Here is a 24002-nt window from a genome sequence, read left to right on the forward strand (position 1 = left end):
CGAATCCATGTCCAGCAAGTTCTGAGCGGTTCGACTGCGCGAGAAGGTCCGGGGAATTCCTGCGGTACTGAACTCCTCGGCGAGTTGTAGAAGTTGATAGGAGTTGGATGATGGCGAAGCAGTGGCTGCTGATCGAGGCCGGTGACGTGATCACTGGTGATGGGGCGACCCATCTGCGCAACTGTGACGTGCTTGTCGAGGGTGATCGCATCGTCAAGTTGGGCAACGTCGACCCGGAGGCCGACATACCCCGCGGTGTGGAGCTTCAGCGCATCGACGCCCGCGGCAAGACGGTGATGCCGGGACTGATCGACGCGCACTGTCACATGACGTACGGCCTGGCGCGCACCGAAGAAGAGATCAGTATGTACACGCCGGCCGAACTGCGGACACTGATCGCGGCGGCCAACATCGAGAAGGTGCTCGCCGCGGGCGTTACCAGCATCTCGCAGCCGGGAGGCTCCTTCTATATCGGCGTCGGCCTGCGGGAAGGTATCCGGCAGGGCCTGGTGCACGGACCGCGGATGACCTCGGCCGGCCGCTACCTCACGACGAGCAACGGGCTGACCGACTGGTTCCCTGACACTACTGGCAACCCCGAGGCGAGCACGGGCCGTCTGACCAATACGCCGGACGAGATGGTCTCCGAGATCCGCCACCAGGTGAAGAACGGCGTCGACCTCATCAAGCTGGCGGACAGCCCGTTCGGCGAGTTCCAGGCGTTCAGCAACGACGAGATGAAGCTGTGTGCCGACACCGCGCACCGCTTCAACCGACGGATCACCATCCACGCCCGCGGTTCGGACGAGGTCGGGGCGGCGGTGGACGCGGGCTTCGACCACATCATGCACGGCAACATGATGACGGACGAGGTGATCGACAAGCTGGCGCAGTCCCAGATCCCGCTGGTTCCGACGCTGCTGTTCATGCACCACATCGTCGAGTTCTCGCACATGTCGGGGATCCGCCCCAGCATCGCCGAAGCGACCAAGGAAATGAACGAGAAGACGATGGATTCGCTGCACCGAGCGCACGCGGCCGGCGTCAAGTTCGGGATGGGCACCGACAGCGGATTCGCGGTCGTGCCGTACGGCGAGTTCCACGCCCGCGAGCTCGAACTCCTCGTGGAGTACGCGGGTATGACGCCTCTTGAGGCCATCCGCGCCGGCACCATGAACAACGCGCCGATGGTCAATCTCGAAGGGGAAGTGGGCGAAGTGGCTGTCGGCCGGCTCGCCGACCTGATCGTCGTCGACGGTGACCCCAGCGTGAACCTCAAGCTGCTGTACACACCTGGAAAGATCACGCACGTCATCCTCGGCGGCCAGGTGCAGACCTTCCCCGAGGACATCCGCACCCGGTACCTGCGGAACAACTACCTGCCGCACGACTACGGCTTCGAGGTCATGTCCTTCGAGCGAGCCTTCGAGGGCGGCGAGCGCCCGGTCACCCAACTCGACTGGACGTCCGAGCAGCGAGAGGACCTCGTCTCGGACCTGAAGAAGCGCGAGTACCAGGGCGCGGCTGCCGCCGAGTAGCGCCCGCCACGCTCCCCAATGCGGGGGCAGCGACTCGACGGCTCGCCGCCCCCGCATCTGGAGCACGGCCAGTGGTTGCTGGCGACCTGCACTCCACTCAACGCCCACCCGCACATCGACCTGAGGGTTTCACCACGCACCACGCACCTTCCGCAATGCTCCTGGAGGTCTACAGATGGCACAGCGAACCGCAGAAATCGCCGGAGCCGGCCTGGCCGGTCTCACCCTGGCCACCCGGCTCGCCCAACTCGGCTGGCGAGTACGGCTGCACGAGCGCAACGACGAGCTCCGCATGTACGGCGCCGGAATCTGGCTCTGGGAAAGCGGCCTTCAGACACTGGAGACTCTGGGAGCGTTCGACCAGGCCACCAAGCGGGCCCGCAACATCCGGGAGTGGCGTATCGCCGATCACCACGGCAAGCCACTGATGTCGCGCTACACGGAGCCTGGCGACCGCATGCTGCTGCCGCCTCGTGCGGACCTTTACGCGGCTCTGATCGAACGCGCGGAGTACTACGGCGTCGACATCGTCACCTCGTCGTTGGTCACCGGGATGTCCGCGGACGGACGGATGGAGTACGCGGACGGCAAGTCGAGTCGCGCCGACCTGGTGGTCGCCGCGGACGGCGCGTACTCCCGGCTCCGTGAGTCGATCTTCTGCACGGCATGGATGGACTTCGGTAGCCAGGCCGGAATCCGGATGCTCATCGATCGTTCCGACGACCAGCCGGACGACACGATCATCGAGCACTGGAACGGGTCACGGCGCCTGCTGTTCAACCCCTGTACGGACGAGCAGGACTACATCTTCCTCAGCGCCCCGGTCGGGGACGAGCGCGCGGGCCGGCTTCCGGTCGACCGAGACCTCTGGGCCGCGGACTTTCCCGCGGTGGCGGACCTCGTGCACCGATTCGCCGAGGACGGACGCTGGGACCGACTCGTCAACGTGCGCTGCCGGCGGTGGAGTGCCGGTCGTGCGGCCGTCATCGGGGACGCAGCACACGCCATGCCGCCCAACTTGGGGCAGGCCGCGAACACGGCGTTCATCAACGCGATGGCGCTTGCCGCGCTGGCAGAAGAGGGTAGGGACATCACCACCGTCTTGCCCGAGTGGGAGCGGAGGCAGAAGTCCGTGACCAATCACGTTCAGCAGTGGTCCTACTTCTACGGCTTCGTGTTGGGACACTGTCCGCGCCCGCTGCTCGGTGCCCGCGCACGTGGACTGGGGCGCCTGGCCCAGACACAGTGGTTCGACCGGAACCTCAACCGGGGCGCACGTCACAGCCCGATGAGGACGTTGGAACCGCGCTGAGCCAGTAGGCACATGGGCTCCGGCCGCGACGCCACTTCTGTGTCGGCGCGGCCCAGGACGTCGTGGCCGACTCAATCGGTCAATGACCGTGCGCGGATTCAGAGATCCCCGAGGAATTGGCTGCGCACACTTTGTAGGTGGGCAGCCATGCGGCTGGAGGCCAGGTCCGCGTTGCGGTCGGTGAGCGCCGCCACGATGGAGGCGTGCTCTGCCTGGCACGATGCCCAGTTCTTGGCGGTATAGATCTCCGTGCGGAGCCTGCCCCAGGTGAGCTTTCGTCTGCTGTCCTCAAGGAGATCGTGAAGGCACATGACCACGTCATTGTGTGTTGCGAGGGCCAGCGCTCGATGGAACGTGAGGTCTGCGTGTTCATACGCGTCCGGGTCGCCGGCTTCTCCACCGGCATCAAGGCAACGCCGGAAATCGGCGAAGTCCGCAGCGGTCGCCCGGGTGGCCACCAGAGCCATCAGCCGCGGTTCCCACGCCATCCGTGCCTCCAGGATCGCACTCGGGCTCGATGGCACCGCTTCAGGACTGTTCGGCTGCCGACGGGTAGACAGATACGTGCCTCGCCCCACGGTGCGCGTAACGCATCCTTGCCGCTCGAGAACGCCGAGTTGGCGTCGAAGCTCGTGGCGTGTGCACCCCAGGATCTCTGCCAGATTGCGCTCCGGCGGGAGGCGCTGACCGTCCGTGAGAGCGCCCGTCGCCAACTGGCCCTGAATGTACGCGTCCAGGGCCGCAGGCACAGAGTCCGTTGTAACCCGCGCCATCACGCCGCTCCTTCTGTGTCAGTGTGCTCAGTCATCGAGGCGGAGGACAGCGCAGCGGACCGACCTGATGTGACGGGCCATGGCCGCGGACGCTCTACTGCGGTCGCGGCTGCTGATCGCGTCCACGATCTCCGCGTGCTCCTGTTGGATGCACAATCGCGTGGCAGGGGTGACGCCTTCGCTCTTGAGCTGGCTCCAAAGAGGGCTGTTCCGCGCCGAGTTCAATGCGTCGACCATGGCAACGATGTCTGGATTGTGTGTGGCGGCTGCGAAGCCGCGGTGCATCGAGATGTCCCAGTCTTCGAGTTCCTCCCAAGAGCCCTGCAGCGTGGCTGCACGCTCGATGCACTGCCTGAGCTCCCGAATGTCGGCCTGCGACGCGGACATGGCGGCGACTGCCGCCACCTCAGGTTCGAAGAGGAGACATGTCGTCATGAGTGCGGCCGGGGAATAGTGGGACTCGGCTGGTGCACCAACGCCCTCGCCGGGGGTGGTGGCGTAGGTTCCACGGCCGACATGACGGGTGACCTTCCCCTCGCGCTCGAGATGAGCCATGAGCCGTCGGAGTTCGCCTCGCGTGCAGCCGAGGGTCTCGGAGAGCACGCGCTCGGGTGGCAGCCTCCGATCAGGCCGGACAACGGCGCGATCGACCTCGTCCTCCAGGGCCCGTAGCAGTGCTGTGGACCGTTCGCTGCGCGCACTCGGCATTCCGTCCTTCGCCCCTCCCGCGACCATGCCGCCCCTGGCCGGATGCGCGGTCGCGACTGAAGAGTAGCCAACTTGCAGCGACCAACCAAGAGTTCTGACCAAATGCACGTTTGGTTGCGTAGTGGGCTGCCCAATTGGCAAGTCCTTCAGCGAACAGAAATTGACTTAAGGTGCCATGGTGATTGAGCCCAGCGCGACACTGGCCCTCACTGCTGTCGTGCGGAGACTGCCCCCGGACGATGTGCGGTCGCTCGTTGCTTCCCTGGCGCGCGGCGAGCGCAGGTCTCGTGCCCTGCCCGGGTGGCTCACGTTGTACGTCGTCCTGGCCATGGCGTTGAACCCGGGTGCCTCGTACCCCCAGGTGGCATCCCTGGTGTGGCGAGTCCTTCCGCGGGCTGCGCGCTGCCGTCTTCGAGACGCGCCACCCACGCCGGCTGCGATGGTCCGCGCGCGGACACGCCTCGGGGTCGAACCGCTGCGGCGTCTGGTGGTTCAGCTCTCTCAGGAAGCCCTGCCACCGCCCGCGGTGGGAGAGCGGGCTGTGCTGGAGCGTGTGCAGCTCCAGAGGAGCAGAGCCGGTGGCCGATCGTGTGCGGTGCGGGGCGCCGTGTGGTTCCTTCGCGATGCGAGCGGCATGCTGCTGGCTGTTGACCTCCGGGGCGACTCCGTCCGGGCTGCGGCCACCCTCGTACGGGGTGCGGGTGCGGCTTCGCTGATGTTCCGAGAAGTAGGGCCGCAGGGGCGAAGCAGTCAGGAACCCGGCGGCATGCTGTCCCAGCTGCGCGCTGTGCTGCCGGACACACCGATCGAGAATGGGGGAGCGGTCCAGGGTGTGCACGAGGGCCTTGCGTCCCGGCATCCCGACCTCTTCACGCAGGAGCTTCTCGCCCGCGCCTGCGTCGACTTGCTGATTTCGCGGGAGATGGCACAGGTGTTGGCGCGTCCCTCGGGTGAGGCTTAAGTCAATTGGTGGCATCCCTGGTGTGACCCGAACCTGTGTGGTGTTCTCGACCGCAGTCGGTCCCAATGCGTCGCATGGTTGACCCAATGAAGTTGCATTGGTTGAGTCAGGAGAAGCGCCACATGGAGCTGTTGAAGCACCTGTATGACCACGCCCTCCGCACCGGAGGTGACGAATGAGCGCCCGGTACGAGACGGCGAGCCGCCTTCCCGCGGGGGAGAGAGGCGGCGGGCGCCGTGCCTACCCCTTCCAGCACGGGCGCGACGGTGTCATTACGTACCCCGTGACCGCGGCGGGGGTCACCACGCGGGTGGTTGAGGCAGGGTCGGAAGGCGATGTCCTGGTGTGCCTGCACGGAGCCGGTTCCCGCGCCGACCGGTTCACACCCATGATGCCGAGTCTCGTCGAACGCGGATATCACGTGTTCGCCATCGACTTCCCCGGCCACGGACTTGCGGAGAAGCGGGCCGAACTCGACTACACCGGGGTCGGCTTCGCGGCGGTGGTCGAGGGAGTCCTGTCCACCCTCGGCCTGACCGGAGTGACGCTCGTAGGCACGTCATTGGGCGGGCACATAGCCGCCTGGGTGGCGAATGAGCGGACCGATCTGGTCAAGAGCCTCGTCCTGATCGGGTCCGTCGGGGTGAACCACTTTCCGGAGAAGTTCCAGACGCCCATTGACACGGTCGCGGACGGCTCCGTCGACGGTGTGCGTCGCAAACTCGGGTTCCTCGTGTCCGACGAGACGATGCTCACCGACGCCTGGATCCGCGAGGAGTCGATGATCAACACGTCGACGGGTGCGCGTGAGGCCCTGCGGAAGGTGGCCCGGTACCTGAACGAGGGTGTCAATGGCGAGCGCCAGGACGCGCGTCTGAATGAAACACGCCCCGGCCTGCCGGTGCTGCTCGTCTGGGGCTCCGCGGACAAGTGGACGCCGCTGGAGATGGGCAGGGAGGCCCAGAAGAACCTTCCCGGGTCCGTGCTCGAGGTCATGGACGGCTGCGGGCATGCGCCCTACTTCGAGGACCCCGAGGGGTTCGTCGACATCCTCACGCGGCATCGGGCCTGGCTCCAACGCACCGACGGCTGAGCCGGCAGGGCGAGGTCCTGAGCCTGACGTGGCTCACCGTGGCCCAGCATCGCCCTTAGCCGAGATCCGTTCTGACAGTACAGATCCACACACCCCCCACACCGGTTGTGCAGCAATCTGCCCGTCTCAAGAAACGGACCACACCAGTGAGTAGATCTGCCCTTATGGCACCGGTGGCCGCCGCCCTCGTGCTCGGCCTGACCGGCTGCTCGGGCGCCGGCACGTCCGCCGGTTCCTCGAACGACACCTCAAAGGCGAGCGCGGACCTGCCTGATGCCTCATCGGTCATCAAGAAGGTCAAGGTCAACAAGACGCTTGCCGCGTCGATTCCGCAGCCCATCAAGCGGGACGGCACGCTCACCGTGGGTTCGTACCTCTACTATCCGCCGAGCATCTTCCTCGCCCAGGACGGCAAGACCGTGGTGGGGAACGACAACGACCTCTTGCGCGCGCTGGGGCGGAAGCTCGACCTGAAGGTCAAGTACCGGAACATGGACTTCTCAGCCTTGATCACGAGCCTGAAGAGCCAGCGAATCGAGGCTGTCATGTCCGCGATGAGCGACACGGCCGAGCGTCAGAAGACGGTCGACTTCGTCGACTACCTCGACTCGGGAATCGCGATCGTGGTCCAGAAGGACAACCCCTCCGGCATCACCGGCCCCAAGAGCCTGTGCGGCAAGTCGGTTGCAGTGAACACAGGTACCTCGCAGCAGGTCTACGCGAAGCAGCTCAGCAAGCAGTGCGCCTCCGGCGGGAAGGGGACAGTGAAGGTGACTGTCACGGACAACGCCGCCAACAACCAGACGATGCTCCGTACCGGTCGCATCAACGCTCTCCTCACCGACCTCCCGACCGCGGGGTACATGGCAGCCACCGTCGACAACGGCAAGGCGTTCGAGGTCGTCAAGACCGATGTCATCAACCGCGACCCGTACGGCATCGCCGTGAACAAGGGCAACCCCAAGCTGCGCGACGCCTTGGCAAAGGGCCTCGACGAGCTCATCAAGGACGGGACGTACGCACAGATCCTGAAGGCCTGGGGCGTCGACAACGGGGCCGTGAAGTCGGCCGAGATCAACGGGGCCGACTGACATGGCCGCCGTCAGCATCGATGCGGAGAAGACGCGGGAACTCTTCCCACAGGTCAAGCTCAAGCACTGGGGCCGATGGGTCGCCGCGGCGGTCGTCGTGCTGCTTTCCGTCGCACTCGTATGGGGTGCCTCCCACGGAAACATCGACTACGCGTCGATCCCTGGGTACTTGGTCGACGGGCCCATCCTGCAGGGAGTCGTCAACACGATCCTCCTGGCGCTTGCTTCCGAGTGTGCGGCGATCGTCCTCGGCGTGATCATCGCGTTGATGAGGGTGTCCAAGAACCCTGTCGCGCAAGCCTTCGCCTCGGTCTACACATGGGCGTTCCGTGGAATGCCCGTCCTTGTCCAGATCCTCCTCTGGTACAACCTGGCCCTGGTGTTTCCGCGCATCCAGATCGGGATCCCCGGTACCGCGCTCCAGTTCGTCGACGTGAACGCCAACAGTGTGATGACGGCCTTCACCGCCGCATTCCTCGGCCTGGCTCTCAACGAGAGTGCGTACATGGCGGAGATCGTCCGCGCCGGCCTCAAGAGCGTCGATCGGGGTCAGGTGGAGGCCGCTCAGTCGATCGGCGAGACGCCGTGGCAGCGAACTCGACGCATCATTCTGCCGCAGGCGATGGTGGTGATCATCCCGCCGACGAGCAACAACTTCATCAACATGATGAAGAGCACCACGTTGGCATCCGTCATCGGCTTCCTCGAGCTGGTGAAGGCGGCGAACAACATCTCCTCCTTCAACCTCCAGGTCATGGAGACACTGCTCGCCGTCGCGATCTGGTACATGGTCCTCGTCAGCATCGCGAGCGTCGGCCAGTACTACATCGAGCGCGTCTTCGACAGCAAAGGAAGGCGACCCGGTGCCGCCGCCGGCACACGAAGCCTCGGCGGGGCACTCAAGCGTGGTCTTCTCCGGCCGCCTGGACTTAGGGACAAGGCATGACGAATCAAGCCGCTCAAGAAGGGACGCGGCCCAAGCCGGTGCTTGAGGCCATCTCGATCAGCAAGTCCTACGGCCACCACCAAGTGCTCCACGAGGTCTCGCTCGACGTCAACCCCGGTGAGGTCGTGTGTGTCATTGGCCCCTCGGGAGCGGGGAAATCGACCTTCCTCCGCACCCTGAACCGTCTTGAGGTTCCCGACGCCGGCGAGGTCTGGGTCGGCGGCGAGCCGATGGGCTTCAAGCTCGTCGACGGCAAGCTCCACGAGTTGTCGGAACGGTACCTCTGCGCTCAACGCGCTCGCACAGCAATGGTGTTCCAGCACTTCAACCTGTTCCCACACCTGACTGCCCTTGAGAACGTCATGGAGGGCCCTGTCCGGGTTCAGAAGCGCAATTCGGATGAGGTGAAGGAGGAAGCGGTTGAGTGGCTGAAGCGCGTCGGCCTGGAGGACAAGGTTCATCACTACCCGTCGCAGCTGTCCGGTGGGCAGCGGCAGCGGGTGGCGATCGCGCGAGCCGTCGCCATGAAGCCACTCTTCCTGCTGTTCGACGAGCCGACCTCTGCCCTCGACCCTGAACTGGTGGGTGAAGTGCTCGATGTCATGACCGCTCTCGCAACTGAGGGCCGCACGATGCTGGTCGTCACCCACGAGATCGGCTTCGCGCGACAGGTCGCCGACCGAATCGTCTTCATGGCGGATGGTGCCGTGGTCGAGGAGGGGCCGCCGGAGCAGGTTCTCAACTCCCCTCGTGAAGCACGAACTCAGCAGTTCTTGCAGCGCGTTCTTGCCTGACGAAACCTGTCCGTCGTTGCTCGCGCGCGATGCCGATGGACGGCTTCCGGCGGAGGACGGTTGGCAGCGTCCTCCGCCGTTCCATGACCACACCATGCGCATATGGAGGCCCACCCCATGTCAGTGACACACCCACAGCCGCTCTATCAGAGGGCTGTTCGTTCGGGCGACACGTTGATCGTGTCGGGCCAGCTCCCGATACAGGATCACTCGGTGATCCACGCCGGACGCGTCGGAGCGGACATCACGGTCGAGCAGGCCCAGGAGGCGGCATCCCTCGCCGCACAGCGTTGTCTGGTAGTCCTGCGGGCGGAATTGGGCTCGCTCGATGCCGTGCGCCGGGTCGTACGTATCGGTGGGTACGTGGCGACCGCGCCCGGCTTCTTCGATGCGCCGGCGGTGGTCAACGCCGCGTCGCGGACCGTGCTGGACGCCCTGGGCAGCCGAGGCGAGCATGCACGGATCGCTGTGGGCGTGGCGTCCCTGCCCCTGAATTCCTGTGTCGAGATCGAAATGAGCGTGGAATGCTGAGCCCCCAGGGCAAGAAGACGGGGGCCGGGGCCGCACCGGCCAACCCACTTGAGCAGCTCTCCCTGGCCGACCTTCGTCGGCGCACCAGCTGGAAGTGGCAGACATACGCGGAAGACGTACTGCCGTTGTGGGTCGCGGAGATGGACGTGCCCCTCGCACCGCAAATCACCTCGGCTCTGCAGGAAGCGATCGAGGGCGGTGACACCGGCTACCCCGTCGGTACCGCCCTGGCCGAAGCCTTCAGTGGCTTCGCCAGCCGGCGATGGGGCTGGCACACGGTCGATGTCGCGCGAACCGCGGTCGTGCCGGACGTCATGACGGGCATGTTCGAGGTCATCTGTTCCCTTACCGGACCCGGCGACATCGTCATCGTGAACCCGCCCGTCTACACACCGTTCTACATCTACGCGGCACATGCCTCACGTGACGTCGTGGAAGCGCCCCTGGGGGAGAACCTCCGCATCGGCCTCAAGGCTCTCGAAGCGGCGTTCCAGCACGTGAACGCCCGAGGCAAACGGGCCGTCTATCTCCTCTCCAACCCGCACAACCCGACGGGAGTCGCCCACACCCGCGAGGAACTCACGGCAGTCGCGCTGCTGGCCCGCGAGTACGGCGTGCGGGTGGTTTCCGATGAAATTCACGGGCCTCTGGTCCTGTCAGGAGCGGAGTTCACTCCCTTCCTCAGTGTGCCGGGTGCGGAGAACGGGTTCTGCGGCACGTCCGCGTCGAAGGCCTGGAACCTGGCTGGCCTGAAGGCGGGCCTTGTTGTCGCCGGCGAGGAAGCGGCAACGCGACATGATGTATTGCCAGCTTGGCTGGGGCGTGGAGCCAGCCATCTCGGGGTGATCGCGCACACGGTTGCTTTCCGGGAAGGCGATGCCTGGCTGGACGCTCTCCTCGAAGGGCTCGACAGCAACCGAACACTCTTGGGGCAGCTTCTGAAAGAACACCTGCCGACCGTCGGCTACCGACCGCCCGAGGGCACCTTCCTCGCCTGGCTCGACTGCGGCAGCGTCGACACCGGGCAGGAGGCCAGTGCCGCAACGGATGGTCCTGCGACGTTCGCCGACCTGACGGGCCCGACGAAGCTGTTCCATGATCGAGCCAGGGTGGCGCTGAGCTCGGGGGAGGTCTTCGGCCCGGGCGGAGCGAACCATGTGCGCCTCAACTTCGCCACCTCGCAGGCCGTCCTGACCGAGGCGGTCACACGAATGGGAGCAGCTGTTCCACGTACGAGGTAGCCCGGTGGCACCGGCATCACCGTGCGCGGATGATGCCGGTCGGGTCACTCGCTCGTCCGGGCCCAGTCCTGTGGCTCGGCGCGAGCGGTCAGGCGCCGGTGGTGGCGGTTGCGGTGTCCCAGTGCGAGCGCGGCGAGGAGGGCCGCGGCGGTGGAGGCAAGGAGGATCGCCCCCTTGGCGTCGGTCAGGTGGGCTTGGCTGTCGTAGGAGAGCTCGGCGATCAGCAGGGACACGGTGAAGCCGATGCCACCCAGGACGGTGATCCCGGCGATGTCCGCCCAGCCGAGCCGAGGGTTGAGGTGGGCGCTGGTGAGGCGGCTGGTGATCCAGGTGGCGCCGAGGATTCCGGCGAACTTGCCTGCCAGCAGCCCGACGAGCACGCCCCACGTGATGGTGGACGCGAAGAACCCGTCGGTGCCCGAAAGCGAGACACCGGCCGACATCAGAGCGAAGACGGGCAGCGCGACCCCGGCCGAGAAGGGACGCAGGACCTCCTCGGCGCGGTGGGACGGCGAGACACGTTCGCCGTCGCGAGGGCGGGTGCGCATGAGCAGGCCCATCGCGACACCGGCGATGGTGGCGTGCACCCCGGAGGCGTGCATGAGCGCCCAGATCACCACGCCCAGCGGGGTGAACAGCAGCCAGGCCGGCACTGTGGCCCGAACGCGCGTGACAGCGGCACTGGAGCCGTTCTGCAGGTAGCCGAACACCGCCAGGGCCGCTACGGCGAGCGTGAGGGCGACGAGGTCGATGCCCGTGGTGTAGGCGACGGCGATGACCAGGACCGCACACATGTCGTCGACCGTGGCCAGCGTGAGCAAGAACGTCCGCAACGGTGTCGGCAAGTGGCTGCCGACCACGGCAAGGATGGCCACGGCGAAGGCGATGTCCGTGGCCATCGGGATGCCCCAGCCGCCGATGGCCTCACCGGTGGCGGAGGCGTTGACGGCGAGGAAGACCAGGGCAGGTACGGCGACACCGCCGAGCGCGGCGGCGATCGGTAGAGCCGCTCGGCGTGGGTCGCGCAGTTCGCCGTGCACGAGTTCCTGCTTGAGCTCATTGCCGACGATGAAGAAGAACACCGCCAGCAGTCCGTCGGCCGCCCATGTCTCCATCGACAGGTCGAGATGGAGGGAGGCGGGGCCAAAGGTGAACGAGCGCAGGGCCTCGTAGGAGGCGGCCAGGGGCGAGTTCGCCCAGGCCAGCGCGAGGGCAGCGGCACCGATCAGCAGCGAGCCGCCGACCGCGTCCGAGCGCAGGGCAGCAGAGATCCGCGAGGGAACAGACATGAGGAGAGGTGCTCCGGTGGTACGAAGGGGCGTGGCAGCGCACCGGTCGCGTGACCGGTGACGGGCCTCCGCGAGAACGCGGTGGGCTCAGCGGCCCCTCGGTGGGCACACGCTCGTGATCGCGCCCCAGGAGCTGACGTACCCGTTCGTACCGATCGCTCGCCGCACCACGGACCGAAGTACCCGGCCGTGAATGGCTGACAGCCCCGACACCGAGGGAGCGAGACGGTCGTGCATCTGCCTCTCCTCTCCCTTCGGAAACCTGAGACCTTGATGCCACCCTAACAACAAGGACCGCGCGTCCGACGCTGACGAACTGACGGTGTCCAGCTCCTCGGCAGCCCCTCGCCGCCGTGCGTGCGCCGAGGGGCTGCACCGGTGTCTTCAGATGGCCAGCGCCACCAGGAACCGCGAGACCATGTTGTAGGCAGCGACGGTGGCAACAGCTTCCACAGTCTGGGCCTCGCCGAACAGGCGCTTCAGGTCTTCGATCACTGTGGCGTCTACGTCGACCCGCTGCGTGGACTGGTCGGTGAGCGTGAGCAGCGCGCGCTCTTCTTCGTTGAAGATGCCGTCGGCGACAGTCTGGTGCTTGATGGCTTCGCACTTCTCTTCAGTGCCGCCTGCCTCCAGGTACGCGGGGTGGTGAACGCCCCATTCGAAGTCGGCCTTGTTCAGTACGGCCACCCGCAGCATGACCAGTTCGCGGTACTCCAGATTTAGAGTGAAGTCGGCGCGAACGCGACCCAGGAGCCCGTTCCATCCTGTCGCGAGTGGAACGCTCCTGAGGAGCACCCGGTCAATGCCGATCAGCTCGCCATTGGGGCGACGAGCCTGCATGCCTGTGAGCAACTCGCCGGGGGGAGGGGGGAATTGGTCTCTTTGCCACGGGGTGACTCGCACATCGCTCATGTCGCGCTCTTTCGTGAGGGCCGGTTGGTGCTCCGGGTGGTCCGCCCGGGGCCGGGGCGAAGGCCGTGTGGGATGGGGTCAGTTGCGGCCGGCCATGACGCCGCCGTCGACGTCCCAGATCGCTCCGGTGACCCAGTCGGTCTGCTCCGACAGCAGGAAGGCGACTGTGGCGGCGACGTCATCGGGGGTGCCGGTGCGGCCGATGGGGTGGAAGGCGTTGAAGCCGTCCAGGGCGGTGTCCATGTCCGACTTGGGGATGAACTCCTCGTAGATTGGGGTGCGGACGACGGCCGGGGCCACCGCGTTGGCGCGGATGCCGTGCTGGGCGAGTTCCAAGGCGAGGTGCTGGGTGAAGGAGTGCAGGGCGGCCTTGGCCATCGAGTACGCCGACGACGGAGTTGCGGCGATGGCCTGATGGGCCCACATGGAGCCGACGTTCACGATGGAGCCCTTTGTGCCGCGCTCGATCATGTTGGAGGCGAAGGCCTGCGTGAGGAAGAAGAAGGCCCGGTTGAGCGCCTGGTAGCGGTCGTAGTCCGCGGCGGTGTGCTCCAGGAACGGCTTGGGGGCGAAGACGCCGGCGGCGTTGACCAGGAGGGTGGCGTCGGCGTGGTCCTCGGTCAGGCGGATGCGCAGTGCGTCGACGGCGGCCGGGTCGGCGAGGTCGGTGGCGAGGGCGGCGACCTTGCCGTGTGCGGAGAGCTCGGCGGCCGCCTGGTCGGCGCTGTTCTGGCTGCGGCCGGTGACGACGACGTCGCCGCCGGCGTCGAGGATGTGCCGGGCGATGGCCAGGCCCATGCCGCTGGTGCCGCCGATGATGACGGCCTTCTTGCCGGTGAAGTCGAGGATGGTGGTGCTGGACATGTGGTGCTCCTTGCAGAATGACAAGCCGGACGAGAAGGCCGGGGGAGTTGCGGGTCAGGCGTAGGGGGTGCAGACCAGGTAGCCGTCGATGCGGCTCAGCAGGTCCGAGTCGGGGTCCGGCGGGAGCGCATGCCCGAGGTTGTCGGCACGCACCTCCCCGATCCACTGGTCGTGCTGGTATTCGTGGTTGATCAGCGCGGTCAGCAGATGGGCCGCGACGATGTTCATCTGCGTGGCCGCTCCGACGCGGCCGGCGGCGATGTCGCCGATGCGTGCGTGCACGCGCTCGGCGACGGTGCCGCGGAAGGCGGCTAGCCGTTCCGTGGTGGGCAGGGCGCCGCGGAACTTCTCCGGGTTGGCGGAGTCCATCACCGCGTCGAGTTCCGGGGCTGGGCTCGGCGGCGGTCAGGTTGCGGACCATGAAGTGCGCGACGTGGGCCTGGTGCCCGAGGTGCCAGCCGATGGCGCTGGAGTCCTCATGCGGGCGCCAGACGACCTCGTCCGGGCTGAGGTCACGCCACAGGTCGTCGGTGTAGGCGCGGGCGCGGTCGTACTCGCGCAGCAATGCGTACAGGTCGTGCATGGGGTTCTCGCCCTGCGCCGTCAGGCGGCGTCGTAGACGCGCACCTCGGGAGCCGCTTGCAGCATCGGGGAGAGGGCAGTGACGACGTCGTCGGTGAACAGCGAGCTGCTCAGGTACGCGTTCGCGTCGGCCACGGTCGTGAACCCGTGCAGGACCTGGACGTCGTCGTCGCGGACGAGCAGTTCCTTGCTGGTCGCGCCGGGGACGGTGGACAGGAACGGCTGCTTGTACTTCTCGTACACACCGGCGGCGGTGACGCGGTCGGACGGGGCCACCTGAAGGGTGATCTCAAGATAAGCCACGGCTATGCCTCACTTGGTTGAGTGGCGGGAGGGGTGTGCGCGTTTCCGCGGCACTCCAGCCAAGTTAGGCATCGGCCGAAAGGGGCGGTAGGGGCTCTTGGTGAATCCAGCTATAGGTGATGTGTATGGCTTGCCTCGCTGGTGTGGGGCTAACGGCTGGCTGCGAGGCCGTCCGCCAGGTGGAGCAGATCGGCGCTGAGGGGTGCGTCGGCGTTCCAGACCGCTTCGAAGGAGATCTGAACCTCTCGCCCCTGGTCGAGCAGGGGACGGTGGGGAACGTCGGGTGAGGTGAGCTTGGAGCGAGGGACCATCGCCGAGCCCAGGCCCAGCTTGGTCCACTCCTCCAGAACCTGGTAGCCGGCTGCCTCGCCCGGATAGGCGTTGAGGGGCATCTCGTGAGCCTGGAAGAGCTGGGTGGTGAAGGTGGTCAGGCCGCAGGTGTCCGGAACGAGGATGAACTGTGCCTCACCCGCCTCCTCCAGCTCGAGTGGCGCACACTGATCGCCGTCAGGTGTGACCACGACCATCGGTTCGACATCGACGACCCGATGCTCGTACCGCGGCATCGCGGCGACTGCGGGGATCAGGATGATGTCGATCCGCCCTGCGATCAGGTCTTCGCGCAGGTCCTGCATATTGGCCTCGCGCAGTACGACATCGCGGGGCTGCGGCAGGTCGCGGACCATGCTGAAGGCTCGGGCGACTAGCGCCTGGCTGATGAGTGGTGACAGGCCGAGCCGGATCTTCTGGTCATCGGGTTCGGTCAAGCGTCGGGCTTCGCCCGCGACCGCGTCCAAGGCGGATACGGCGCGCTCGACGAGGGGGAGGAGCCGCGTCCCGAAATCGGTCGGGGTCACGCCGCGGGGCGACCGCTCGAACAGCTTCCCGCCGAGCCGCTCCTCCAGCTTGGCGATCCCGTTCGATAGAGCGGGCTGGGTGACACCGTAGGCGCGTGCGGCCGCGCTGAACGACCTGGTCTCGGCAACCGCCTGCGCGTACCGCAGCCCTTCGGTGTTCAAGCGCTCTGACATAGCCGTTCCTTATCGGTGCATTCACTGGCGTCCCCTACCGAGCGCGCTTGCCAGATGCATACGGTGGGGATCTCGTCGATTCAGCATAACCAGCAGCTATGGGCACTGGTTCAGTCGGAAAGTGAGGGCCGCCATGTCGGACAGGGCTGTGTCCATGTCTATGGTCGTGACGGAACCCCGTGGTGCCCTGAACCCGGTGTCGGCGCCGACGGTGACACCGGTTGGCAGGCAGGTACGCGTGACCGTCGTGGCCAGTGGTGTGTGCGGCGCCGACATCGGCACCGCGGCGGCCACGGGAAAGGACACCGTATTTCCCGTGACACCGGGCCACGAGGTGGCCGGGTACGTCGCCGAGACGGGAGACCAGGTCGAGGGTTTCTCGGTCGGGGACCGTGTGGCCGTCGGCTGGTTCGGTGGCAGCTGCGGGCGCTGTGCCCGGTGCCGCGCGGGCGATGTCGTGCATTGCCCCGAGCGAATGGTTCCAGGTCTGTCGTACCCGGGCGGCTGGTCCGAGAGCATCACGGTTCCGGTCGACGCGCTGGTACGCATCCCCGAAGGCCTCGACTTCTTCGAAGCGGCCCCTTTCGGCTGCGCGGGTGTCACCACCTTCAATGCCGTACGCAACGCCGGAATCCGTGCGGGCGGACGCGTCGCCGTGTTCGGCATCGGCGGCCTCGGCCACCTGGCCATTCAGTTCGCGAGCAAACTCGGCTACGAAACGATCGCCATCGCCCGGGGGACCGAGCGCGAGAAGTTCGCCGGACAACTGGGTGCCCACCGTTACATCGACAGCGCCGTCCAGGCGCCTGGGGCAGCACTCAAGGAACTTGGTGGTGCGGATCTCATCGTCCTCACCGCGTCCTCCACCGCCGCAGCGGACGAGTTGCTGTCCGGGCTGAACACGCACGGGAAGCTCACCCTCGTCGGCATCGACGCAGGCGCGGTGACCGTCCCCGTGGCCGGTCTCGTCATGCACGGGCATGTCGTCACCGGACACCTGACCGGAAGTCCCCGGGAGACACAGGAAGCGATGCGGTTCGCCGTCACCAACGGCGTACGGGCCGTGGTTGAGCGGATGCCGCTGCAGCAGGCCGGGGAGGCCTTGTCGCGGCTGCGTGAAGGCGCTGCCCGTTTCCGTATCGTCCTGGACTCCTCCGCCGGCGGATGACCCGCAGCGCGCCCCCGCTGCCTGGGGCCAGGTGCCGACGCCTGAACTCCCCGTAGCCCTGTGATGTCGATGCTCGCACGGAGACCGCAGGGACCCGTTTCCACCAGAAGGATTCACCAACATGCCCGAGGACAGTCTCGACGTCATCGTGATCGGAGCCGGAGCCTCCGGCCTTACCGCGGCAGCCGCGCTGCACGTCGCCGACCGCCGTGTCACGGTCTTGGAAGCGCGCGACCGCATCGGCGGCCGCCTGTACTCCACGCCCACCGGTGACCGAGACCGGGCACTGGACTTGGGAGCCACGTGGTTCTGGGACGGTGAGGATCGCGTACGAACTCAGGCCGCACGAGCGGGCATTGAGACCTTCGATCAGCACCTGGCAGGCGACACACTCCTGCAGGAGACCGCCGGTGTACGCCGCCTCTCGGGGAACCTCGTCGATGCGCCCTCGCTTCGTTTCGCCACCGGATCGCAGAGTCTCGCCGACGCCCTCGCCGCGAAGCTGCCGACCGACTCCCTGTGCCTGAACGCACCCGTCACCGCGATCCACCCGGCGTACCGGGGCGGCTTGGTCGTGCACACTCCGGGCGGCACGCTGCGCGCCGAACATGTCGTCCTGGCCGTGCCGCCCGCCCTGGCCTTGGAGCGTATCGACTTCGGTGACACACTCCCCGCCGACCTTGTACGCCTCGCAAGTGCCACTCCTGTGTGGATGGGAGCCGTCGTCAAGGTCGTCGCTTCATACCCGGCAGCGTTTTGGCGGAACGACGGCCTGGCAGGGGCGGCGTTCAGCAGGACGGGGCCACTTCAGGAGATCCACGACATGTCCGGGCCCGACGGGACACCCGCGGCACTCTTTGGGTTCGCGCACGCTCGTACGATGCGCCCGGGGTTCGACCAGGCTGTCACAGTTCAGCTGACCCGGCTGTTCGGCGAGGCTGCGGCCGATCCCAGCGCCCTTCACGTACACAACTGGAGTGAGGAGCACTGGACGTCGCCGTCCACAGTGCAGCAGTTGGCCGACTACTCCCTCTTCGGGCACCCGCTTTACCAGCACCCCGCACTCACGGGTCGTCTGCATTGGGCGTCAACAGAAACGGCACTCGACCACGCGGGGCACGTCGAAGGCGCCCTCGGTGCCGGAGAGAGAGCGGCGGCAGCAGTGCTGGCGTCTGACGGTGTGCCCGCGTCCGGAATCAGCAGGCGACGGTGACTTGGCTCTCCACCTTGCGGATCGTGTGTGCGGTCGGGGTGTCCACGGACTCGGCCGGGGTGATTGTCATCTGCGGTACCGCTGTCCGGTTCTCGCCCCAGGCGTCAAGGTACGTAACGAGCGCTTGGGCGAGGGTGTCTCCGTTCGGTCCGTAAGCGGCGGCACCGAGTTGGAACGGCTTGTCGGGGTCGGTGCCTTCGCGGCGGTTGATGAGGTAGGCGAGGGAATCGCCTGCTGTGAGCATGGGGCAGCGTACGGGGATGACGGGGCGACGGATGCCCGCCTCAAGGGCCTTGGCGGTGACTTCGAGGCGGCAGACGCGGTCGTCGTAGGCTGTGGCACGCAGCCACACGCCGTCAAAGGATTCTTCGCCACCGATGCGTGTCTGCGACCACGACTCTCGGCACTCGCCAGTGAACAGGCTGCGGCCGAGGGCGGCAGCGTCGACTTCCTGGTCCTGGTCGTGGTGAACGCGCACGGTCTCGTCCGGATCGAGTGCGGCAGTGCGTTCGCCGTCCTGACCGATGATGGGGACGAAGCCGCACAGTTCCATTCCCTCGGAGACGAGTACGTCTCCGTCGCGGACGAGGGCAACGGAGCGGGTCTGGCCGCGCCAGCGCAGGGGGAGGACGAGGCGTCCGCCGTCGGCGAGTTGTTCCCACCAGGTGGACGGGATGTCCCACACGCCGACGGTGGCGATCATGCGGTGGTACGGGGCGTGCTCGGGGTCGCCGAGGAGTCCGTCGCGGTGGATGACGCGGACGTGGTCGTATCCGGCGGCGTTCAGGGTGGTGCGGGCGTGCAGGGCGACGTCGCTGTCGATGTCGAGGGTGGTGACCTGGCCTGAAGGGCCTGTGAGTTCGGCAAGAAGTGCGGCGTTGTAGCCGGTGCCCGCCCCGATCTCCAGGATGTTGTCGCCGGGCTGCACGTGGAGTTGGTCGAGCATCATCGCGACGACGGACGGGACGGAGGCGCAGGACAGGGGGAGGGGGCCGGTGGGGTTGTCCTTGATGGTCACGGCCTGGTCGCTGTAGGCGGTGGGGAGATCGAGGCCGGGCAGGTGGGCTTCGCGGCTGACCGACCGCATGGCCTGCTCGACCTGTGGGGTCAGCGGGCGCTCGGCGGTGATGGTGTCGATGAGTTGGTTGCGGAGTTCTTCGGCTGTGGGGGTGTGGGACATGGTGGGGCTCTTTCAGGTGAGGAGGAGGCAGGTTTCCCACGTCGCGGTGGCGGGGTGGGAGGGGCTGAGGGTGTGCAGGGCGAGGAGGATGCCGTCGGTGCCGGTCAGGAGCCCGGGACTGTGGGGTATGTCGTGCTGCACGAGGTAGTTGGTGAGGTGGGTGTGCAGGCGCGGAAGCTGTCGTTCGAGGGTGTCGTCCGCGGCATCGGCTGCGGCGCGTTCGACGGTGAGGAGCAGGCCGGCCCAGCCGTGGCAGACGGTGGCGTCGTTCAGCTGCGAGGTTTGGGCGCGGTCGGTGACGCAGGACAGAAGCGCCTTCTCGGCCAGGTGCTGGGCAGAGGCGTTGGCGCAGGCGAGTGCGGCCAGTTGGAGGGCGCGGGCGATGCCTGGGGTGCCGTAGCACCATGAGGGTCTCGTCGGTCGGGCGAGAGGGAGCGGGCCACGCTGGAACTTGGCCAGGTCGAGGGCCTCGGGCCAGCCAGTGCCGCCGCCGTGCAGCGGCCGAGCCCAGTGCGTGAGGATCCGGATCCCTTCGTGCAGCACCTTGTTCTGGTTCGCAACGGTGATTCCGGCGCGGGCGCTGAGGGCCAGGAGGGCAACGGGGCCGGCGACGCCGTGGGCGAGGCCGAAGTTGGCGTGGCCGTGGGGCCAGTGCTCGTCGTAGCGGCCGCGGGGGCTGTCGGCCGCCCACCAGCCTGGTACCTCCAGCCCGCTGACAGCCACGGGCTCGGTCAGGAGGCGGACGAGATAGCCGAGTACGTGTTGGAGCAGCGTCGTGTGGCCGCGGTGTAGGAGGTAGGCGCCGAGGCCGGTGAGCCCGCTGATCAGGTCGTACTCACGTAGTCGTGGTGGGCGCCCGGTGCGCATCCGGTCGAAGGCTGCGGTCAGACGTCGCTCGACGATGGCGGTCACCTCGCGGTCCGCGTACTCCAACGCCTTCACATACGCAGGGTGCGCGCCGGTGTGGAGGGCGTAGGCGACGGCCGGCGCTCCGCGGTAGAGGCTGGCTGTTGCCGGGTGTGAGGTGACCGGTCGGGAGGCGAGGGCCTTTGCCACTGTGTGGGCGCCCTCCCATACGCCGCGGTGCCGTGCCATGACCATCTCGTACACGGCGGTGCCGGCGAGGCCGTTCCCCAGGTCGTGGATGCCCTTCATGACGCTGCCGTCCAGGTGAGCAGCGAACGGGCGGCCTGGCGGGCCGCGTGGCGGCTGGCCGCTTCGGATTCCCGGTCCGGGCCCATCAGTCGGTTGTGGTGCATGTGCAGCAACGACTCCAGGACAGCAGGGAGTTGGGGTTTCGTCAGGTGTGTTCGGTAGCTTCCGAGCGCCGCGCGGCGTTGGGAATGCGCGGCAGCCAAACGCGGCGATGTGTCGATCAGGAGGTTGCCGCGGGAGTGCGCGAGGGTCCGACGGGTGGTGTCGACTTGCCCGGACCCTGAGGTGGGAGTGGAGAGCAGCCATTCCAGACCCTGGTGTGTACCCAGGAGCCCTTGGGCGATGTCGAGCATGCCGAGGGAGCACAGGACACGTGCGTCCAGGGTCGGCAGGTCGGCGAGGGCGTGACGGGCGACGAGGCTGTCGGCGACGAAGACGTCCTCCGCGGCTTCCATGGCTGTGCCGGTGCCGTAGCGTCCTCGTTCGGGCCGATAGGCATCGAAGACGAGGCGGGATGCGAGGCGTACGTCGGTGAGGTGTGCGGTCCAGGCATCGAGCGCCTGGGTCACGTGCACGCGTTGCCCGGCTCCGTGCACGGCGATGCGGATACGCAGGTGGTCGTCCTCGTGCAGGGACCGGTAGCGCATGAACCAGTGGACCGGGTCGTCGAGTTCGTGGATCAGGTCGGGCAGTTGGTGGGTCAGGATCTCGTTCATGACGGTGGGATGGGTGAAGACCTTCGCCTGGAGCCAGCGCTGCTGAGTGTCGCCGGGGCAAGCGCGCGTCGAGTTGGTGACGACAGGGGCGTGCGTGAGGTCCGGGTGAGGTTGGGGCGGTTGGGTGCTGGTGAGAGGGACCACCACTTCGTGGGCGTGGCCGATCCACCCCAACTCGGCGTCAGCGCGCGCCTCGGTCAGCTGGGTGTGGTCGTGGCGTTGTAGATGCCGGTGCACGAGGCGGGCGTGCAGGGGCTCGTGAAGGTCCAGCGCAACTGTGCGGTCGTCATCGTGGACGTCGACCCGATTCGGGCAGCGCCACCTATCGGCCCACTCAAGGAGCGCTGTGTGCCAGGCCTTGCTGAAGCTCCCGGTCGGGAGGTGGCCGGCAGGCAGGCGCCAGCGAGCCGGCGACAGCACTGCCTTGCGGTAGGTGACTCGCGGCAGGAACGGCATGCTCGCTGTGAGCGGACCCCAGTCGAACTCGGTCCAGTGGGTGGCGAAGCCACGCCCCAGCATGGCCACGAAACGGGCCAGCGGGGGCGCCTGCTTCTCCAGTGCCAGCGGATGCAGGACAACGGGCTCGATGACGCGACGCTGGGAGAGGCTGACCAGGTACAGGGCCTTCCCGGTGGCATAGACGGCGAGGTTGTCGAGATTGATGACACCGTGGTCGTCGGCTGGCCGGTGCTCGCCGAGGGAGATGACATGCGGCAAGAGCGCAGGGATACGGGCGATGTTTTCGGCATGTGGGAAGACGGGTGCGAACGAGAGCTGCGCGGGCACGGCGCCTTCAACCATGGTGGGCAGTGTGCTGTACAGGTCTGACAACGGCCTGCCGAGGAGGGAGGCGAACCGGCCGGTGAGGTTCCCGCCGGTCCAGGCGGGACGTACGTCGAGCGTGAAGTCTCCCTCGTCCACCGCCTGTTGGCTGGTCGCGTGCACCTGTACGGCGAGCTCCACGTGGGGGGCCAGTCGCGTGTCCGGCGTGTCGTCGCTGCTCAGGGCATCGAGGTCGTCCTCGCTCAGACGGACCTCGAGCTCGCCCTCCATGAGTGCCTGCCAGGCCAGGTCCATGAGCCGCTCGTCGCGGGGCAGCACCTTCACGTCGGGCTGTGTCCACACTGAGTGCGGGTAGTCGGGTGGCAGTCCCACGCCGGAGGCCAGGTCGATGGCGTCGCGCACTGGGACCAGGCAGCCGGCACCGTACCGTTCCCAGAAGACGGCGTGGAACATCGCCCAGGGTGATCGGGGGCCCTGCACGCGGGTGAGTCGCAGCAGGGCATGTGCAGCGTGTTCGGCCTCGTTCAGCACGTGCTCGGGAATGCGAACGGTGGCGTCGAGGCGCAAGTCGTAACTGACTCGGGATCGGCCTGCCGCCGAGATCTGCTTCACGTGCTCGTGCACTGTGCTACGCAGGCAGTGCGCCTTGCCGAGCGCCGTGGCGTTGTGGCTGTCGAGAAGCCGAGTCACGTTGGCGAGACGCTCGAGCACGTCTCGTGTGGTCTCCGACAGGGTCGGCATGTGCGGCAGCAGGGTATTCACGATCTGCCGAGCGGGGTCGGCGTCCGTCATAGGCGCGTGCAGGTTGCTGGTCAGTATCGCCCCGTCCAGGGCTGCCCGGATCAGGTTCTGAGCCGTCTCGAGTGTTCCGCCGAGGGCCATGAGCCGGTTGGTCAATTCCTGGCCGGAGACCGCGGTCGCGGCCGCGTCGAGCAGTACGGACAGAGGGCGGGCGATGCGTGCGGTGGCCAGGCGCCCATCCGGCAGTGGTGTATCGATGCTTGCACCTCGACGGACGGCGAACTCGTTGACGCGCAAGGAGAGATGACGCAGCACATCCGGGCGGCCTTGGAGGTCGCGGCGTACATGGTCGAGCCAGAGGGTGTCCACACGGCCCACGGCGTGGTGCTCGGCCGCGAAGTCGGCCTGGGCGGGGCCGACTCCAGCGAGTGCTACACCGGCGAAAAGACCGAAGGGAACGGACCGGCCACTGGAACGCAGCAGGTAATGAGCTACGGAGAGGGTGGCCTTGCTGACCCGCTTCGGCGGTGCGCTGGAGTTGCCCAGGAGTTGGTCAACCGCGTTCGCGAGCGAGGGCGAGGCCACAGCCAGTGCCTCTACGAACGCAGTGTCACGCCACATCTCCTGGAGCCAACGGCGACACACATCCGGATCGCCGATCTCGGGCCAGCTGTGGAGTCCAGCGGCTTGGAGTGGCCTCGCGGCCGCGCGCAGCAGGAGCACGTCACCATGGCGGCGGAAGGCGTGGGTGCTTCTCATATGAATGGATCCCCCTTGGGTGGGAGGGAGTGGGTGGGGCCCAGAGGCTGCGGGGCCCCACCTGCTCACGTGGGGTCAGCTCGATGCGCAGGACGAGGCGCAGGACGCCTTGCATCCGTCGCTGGTGTCACAGGCGGCCGGGATCGCCACGGGAGACCGCGTGAAGACCAGGTCCAGGTCCCATTCCTGATCGGCCTGCACATCGGTTGCCGCGGTCGGGCGGGGCTTGTCCTGCGTGATCGGACTCATGGGGCATCTCCTTGCTGTACGTCCACCCGCGGAGTGCGGGCGGGGAGGCACATGTCTTCAGTGCCTCCG

23 protein-coding genes and 1 pseudogene are annotated in these 24002 nt (G+C 67.1%); 11 read left to right on the forward strand and 13 right to left on the reverse strand.

The annotated features are described in order from the left end of the window. Positions 1-110: 110 nt before the first annotated feature. Positions 111-1538, forward strand: a complete 1428-nt coding sequence (locus ACTWJ8_RS31660) for an amidohydrolase family protein (RefSeq protein WP_443260998.1) — start codon at positions 111-113, stop codon at positions 1536-1538. 175 nt (positions 1539-1713) lie between these two features. Continuing rightward, a complete protein-coding gene (locus ACTWJ8_RS31665; RefSeq protein WP_443260999.1) occupies positions 1714-2850 on the forward strand; it encodes an FAD-dependent oxidoreductase in 1137 nt (378 codons plus the stop codon). Positions 2851-2948: 98 nt separating this feature from the next. Here ACTWJ8_RS31665 and ACTWJ8_RS31670 read toward each other — a convergent pair whose 3' ends face one another. Together ACTWJ8_RS31670 and ACTWJ8_RS31675 are read right to left on the reverse strand one after the other, a co-directional pair. Then, positions 2949-3623 (reverse strand): FadR/GntR family transcriptional regulator, encoded by a 675-nt coding sequence (locus ACTWJ8_RS31670; RefSeq protein WP_443261000.1) that lies wholly within the window; start codon positions 3621-3623, stop codon positions 2949-2951. Positions 3624-3650: 27 nt separating this feature from the next. Then, complete coding sequence (locus tag ACTWJ8_RS31675) at positions 3651-4358, reverse strand: FadR/GntR family transcriptional regulator (protein WP_443265054.1); 708 nt, start codon at positions 4356-4358, stop codon at positions 3651-3653. A 148-nt stretch (positions 4359-4506) separates the two neighbouring features. Here ACTWJ8_RS31675 and ACTWJ8_RS31680 point away from each other — a divergent pair, with 148 nt between their 5' ends. The 7 genes from ACTWJ8_RS31680 to ACTWJ8_RS31710 all read left to right on the forward strand — a co-directional run bounded on the left by ACTWJ8_RS31680 (position 4507) and on the right by ACTWJ8_RS31710 (position 10988). Continuing rightward, positions 4507-5292, forward strand: coding sequence for a transposase domain-containing protein (locus tag ACTWJ8_RS31680; RefSeq protein ID WP_443261001.1), 786 nt, complete (start codon positions 4507-4509; stop codon positions 5290-5292). 343 nt (positions 5293-5635) lie between these two features. Further along, positions 5636-6385 carry an alpha/beta fold hydrolase gene (locus tag ACTWJ8_RS31685; protein WP_443261002.1) on the forward strand — a complete coding sequence of 250 codons (750 nt, stop codon included), beginning with the start codon at positions 5636-5638 and terminating at the stop codon, positions 6383-6385. Between the two features lie 164 nt (positions 6386-6549). Continuing rightward, entirely contained in the window at positions 6550-7476 is a 927-nt protein-coding gene (locus tag ACTWJ8_RS31690; RefSeq protein ID WP_443261003.1) for an ABC transporter substrate-binding protein, read from the forward strand. A gap of 1 nt (position 7477) precedes the next feature. Beyond that, positions 7478-8422, forward strand: a complete 945-nt coding sequence (locus ACTWJ8_RS31695; RefSeq protein ID WP_443261004.1) for an amino acid ABC transporter permease — start codon at positions 7478-7480, stop codon at positions 8420-8422. Then, a complete protein-coding gene (locus tag ACTWJ8_RS31700) occupies positions 8419-9216 on the forward strand; it encodes an amino acid ABC transporter ATP-binding protein (RefSeq protein WP_443261005.1) in 798 nt (265 codons plus the stop codon). Before ACTWJ8_RS31695 ends, ACTWJ8_RS31700 begins: the two co-directional genes overlap by 4 nt. 117 nt (positions 9217-9333) lie before the next feature. Next, positions 9334-9747: a RidA family protein gene (locus ACTWJ8_RS31705; RefSeq protein WP_443261006.1), complete on the forward strand. Its 414-nt coding sequence runs from the start codon at positions 9334-9336 to the stop codon at positions 9745-9747. Then, the gene (locus ACTWJ8_RS31710; RefSeq protein ID WP_443261007.1) at positions 9741-10988 is read left to right on the forward strand and encodes a MalY/PatB family protein; all 1248 of its coding nucleotides are present in this window, start codon (positions 9741-9743) and stop codon (positions 10986-10988) included. The genes ACTWJ8_RS31705 and ACTWJ8_RS31710 overlap by 7 nt, the downstream gene beginning before the upstream one ends. A gap of 44 nt (positions 10989-11032) precedes the next feature. Here ACTWJ8_RS31710 and nhaA read toward each other — a convergent pair whose 3' ends face one another. From nhaA to ACTWJ8_RS31745, 7 genes and pseudogenes are all read right to left on the reverse strand, one after another. Further along, positions 11033-12277 (reverse strand): Na+/H+ antiporter NhaA, encoded by a 1245-nt coding sequence (nhaA, locus tag ACTWJ8_RS31715; protein WP_443261008.1) that lies wholly within the window; start codon positions 12275-12277, stop codon positions 11033-11035. 384 nt (positions 12278-12661) lie between these two features. Beyond that, the gene (locus tag ACTWJ8_RS31720; RefSeq protein ID WP_443261009.1) at positions 12662-13189 is read right to left on the reverse strand and encodes a carboxymuconolactone decarboxylase family protein; all 528 of its coding nucleotides are present in this window, start codon (positions 13187-13189) and stop codon (positions 12662-12664) included. A 78-nt stretch (positions 13190-13267) separates the two neighbouring features. Further along, a complete protein-coding gene (locus tag ACTWJ8_RS31725; protein ID WP_443261010.1) occupies positions 13268-14053 on the reverse strand; it encodes an SDR family NAD(P)-dependent oxidoreductase in 786 nt (261 codons plus the stop codon). A gap of 54 nt (positions 14054-14107) precedes the next feature. Further along, positions 14108-14422, reverse strand: coding sequence for a hypothetical protein (locus ACTWJ8_RS31730; protein WP_443261011.1), 315 nt, complete (start codon positions 14420-14422; stop codon positions 14108-14110). Further along, positions 14376-14636 (reverse strand): annotated as a pseudogene (locus tag ACTWJ8_RS31735) (DinB family protein); the annotation flags it as partial. The pseudogene ACTWJ8_RS31735 and the gene ACTWJ8_RS31730, both read right to left, overlap by 47 nt. 20 nt (positions 14637-14656) lie before the next feature. Beyond that, a complete protein-coding gene (locus ACTWJ8_RS31740) occupies positions 14657-14938 on the reverse strand; it encodes a hypothetical protein (protein WP_443261012.1) in 282 nt (93 codons plus the stop codon). 149 nt (positions 14939-15087) lie between these two features. Further along, positions 15088-15969 carry a LysR family transcriptional regulator gene (locus ACTWJ8_RS31745; RefSeq protein WP_443261013.1) on the reverse strand — a complete coding sequence of 294 codons (882 nt, stop codon included), beginning with the start codon at positions 15967-15969 and terminating at the stop codon, positions 15088-15090. A 238-nt stretch (positions 15970-16207) separates the two neighbouring features. On the opposite strand from ACTWJ8_RS31745, the gene ACTWJ8_RS31750 reads away from it, so the two are divergent. Together ACTWJ8_RS31750 and ACTWJ8_RS31755 are read left to right on the forward strand one after the other, a co-directional pair. Beyond that, positions 16208-17137: an alcohol dehydrogenase catalytic domain-containing protein gene (locus tag ACTWJ8_RS31750; RefSeq protein WP_443261014.1), complete on the forward strand. Its 930-nt coding sequence runs from the start codon at positions 16208-16210 to the stop codon at positions 17135-17137. A gap of 121 nt (positions 17138-17258) precedes the next feature. Beyond that, positions 17259-18350 (forward strand): flavin monoamine oxidase family protein, encoded by a 1092-nt coding sequence (locus ACTWJ8_RS31755; RefSeq protein ID WP_443261015.1) that lies wholly within the window; start codon positions 17259-17261, stop codon positions 18348-18350. Here the strand turns inward: ACTWJ8_RS31755 and fxlM are convergent. The 4 genes from fxlM to fxlA all read right to left on the reverse strand — a co-directional run bounded on the left by fxlM (position 18334) and on the right by fxlA (position 23933). Continuing rightward, a complete protein-coding gene (fxlM, locus tag ACTWJ8_RS31760) occupies positions 18334-19530 on the reverse strand; it encodes a methyltransferase, FxLD system (protein ID WP_443261016.1) in 1197 nt (398 codons plus the stop codon). The genes ACTWJ8_RS31755 and fxlM overlap by 17 nt on opposite strands. A 12-nt stretch (positions 19531-19542) precedes the next feature. Further along, entirely contained in the window at positions 19543-20685 is a 1143-nt protein-coding gene (locus ACTWJ8_RS31765) for a lanthionine synthetase C family protein (RefSeq protein WP_443261017.1), read from the reverse strand. Then, the gene (locus ACTWJ8_RS31770; protein WP_443261018.1) at positions 20682-23684 is read right to left on the reverse strand and encodes a lantibiotic dehydratase; all 3003 of its coding nucleotides are present in this window, start codon (positions 23682-23684) and stop codon (positions 20682-20684) included. Before ACTWJ8_RS31770 ends, ACTWJ8_RS31765 begins: the two co-directional genes overlap by 4 nt. 75 nt (positions 23685-23759) lie before the next feature. Next, positions 23760-23933 carry an FxLD family lanthipeptide gene (gene fxlA, locus ACTWJ8_RS31775; protein WP_443261019.1) on the reverse strand — a complete coding sequence of 58 codons (174 nt, stop codon included), beginning with the start codon at positions 23931-23933 and terminating at the stop codon, positions 23760-23762. Positions 23934-24002 lie beyond the last annotated feature (69 nt).

It is taken from the genome of Streptomyces sp. SDT5-1 (genome assembly GCF_052245995.1).
Taxonomy (GTDB): Bacteria; Actinomycetota; Actinomycetes; order Streptomycetales; family Streptomycetaceae; genus Streptomyces.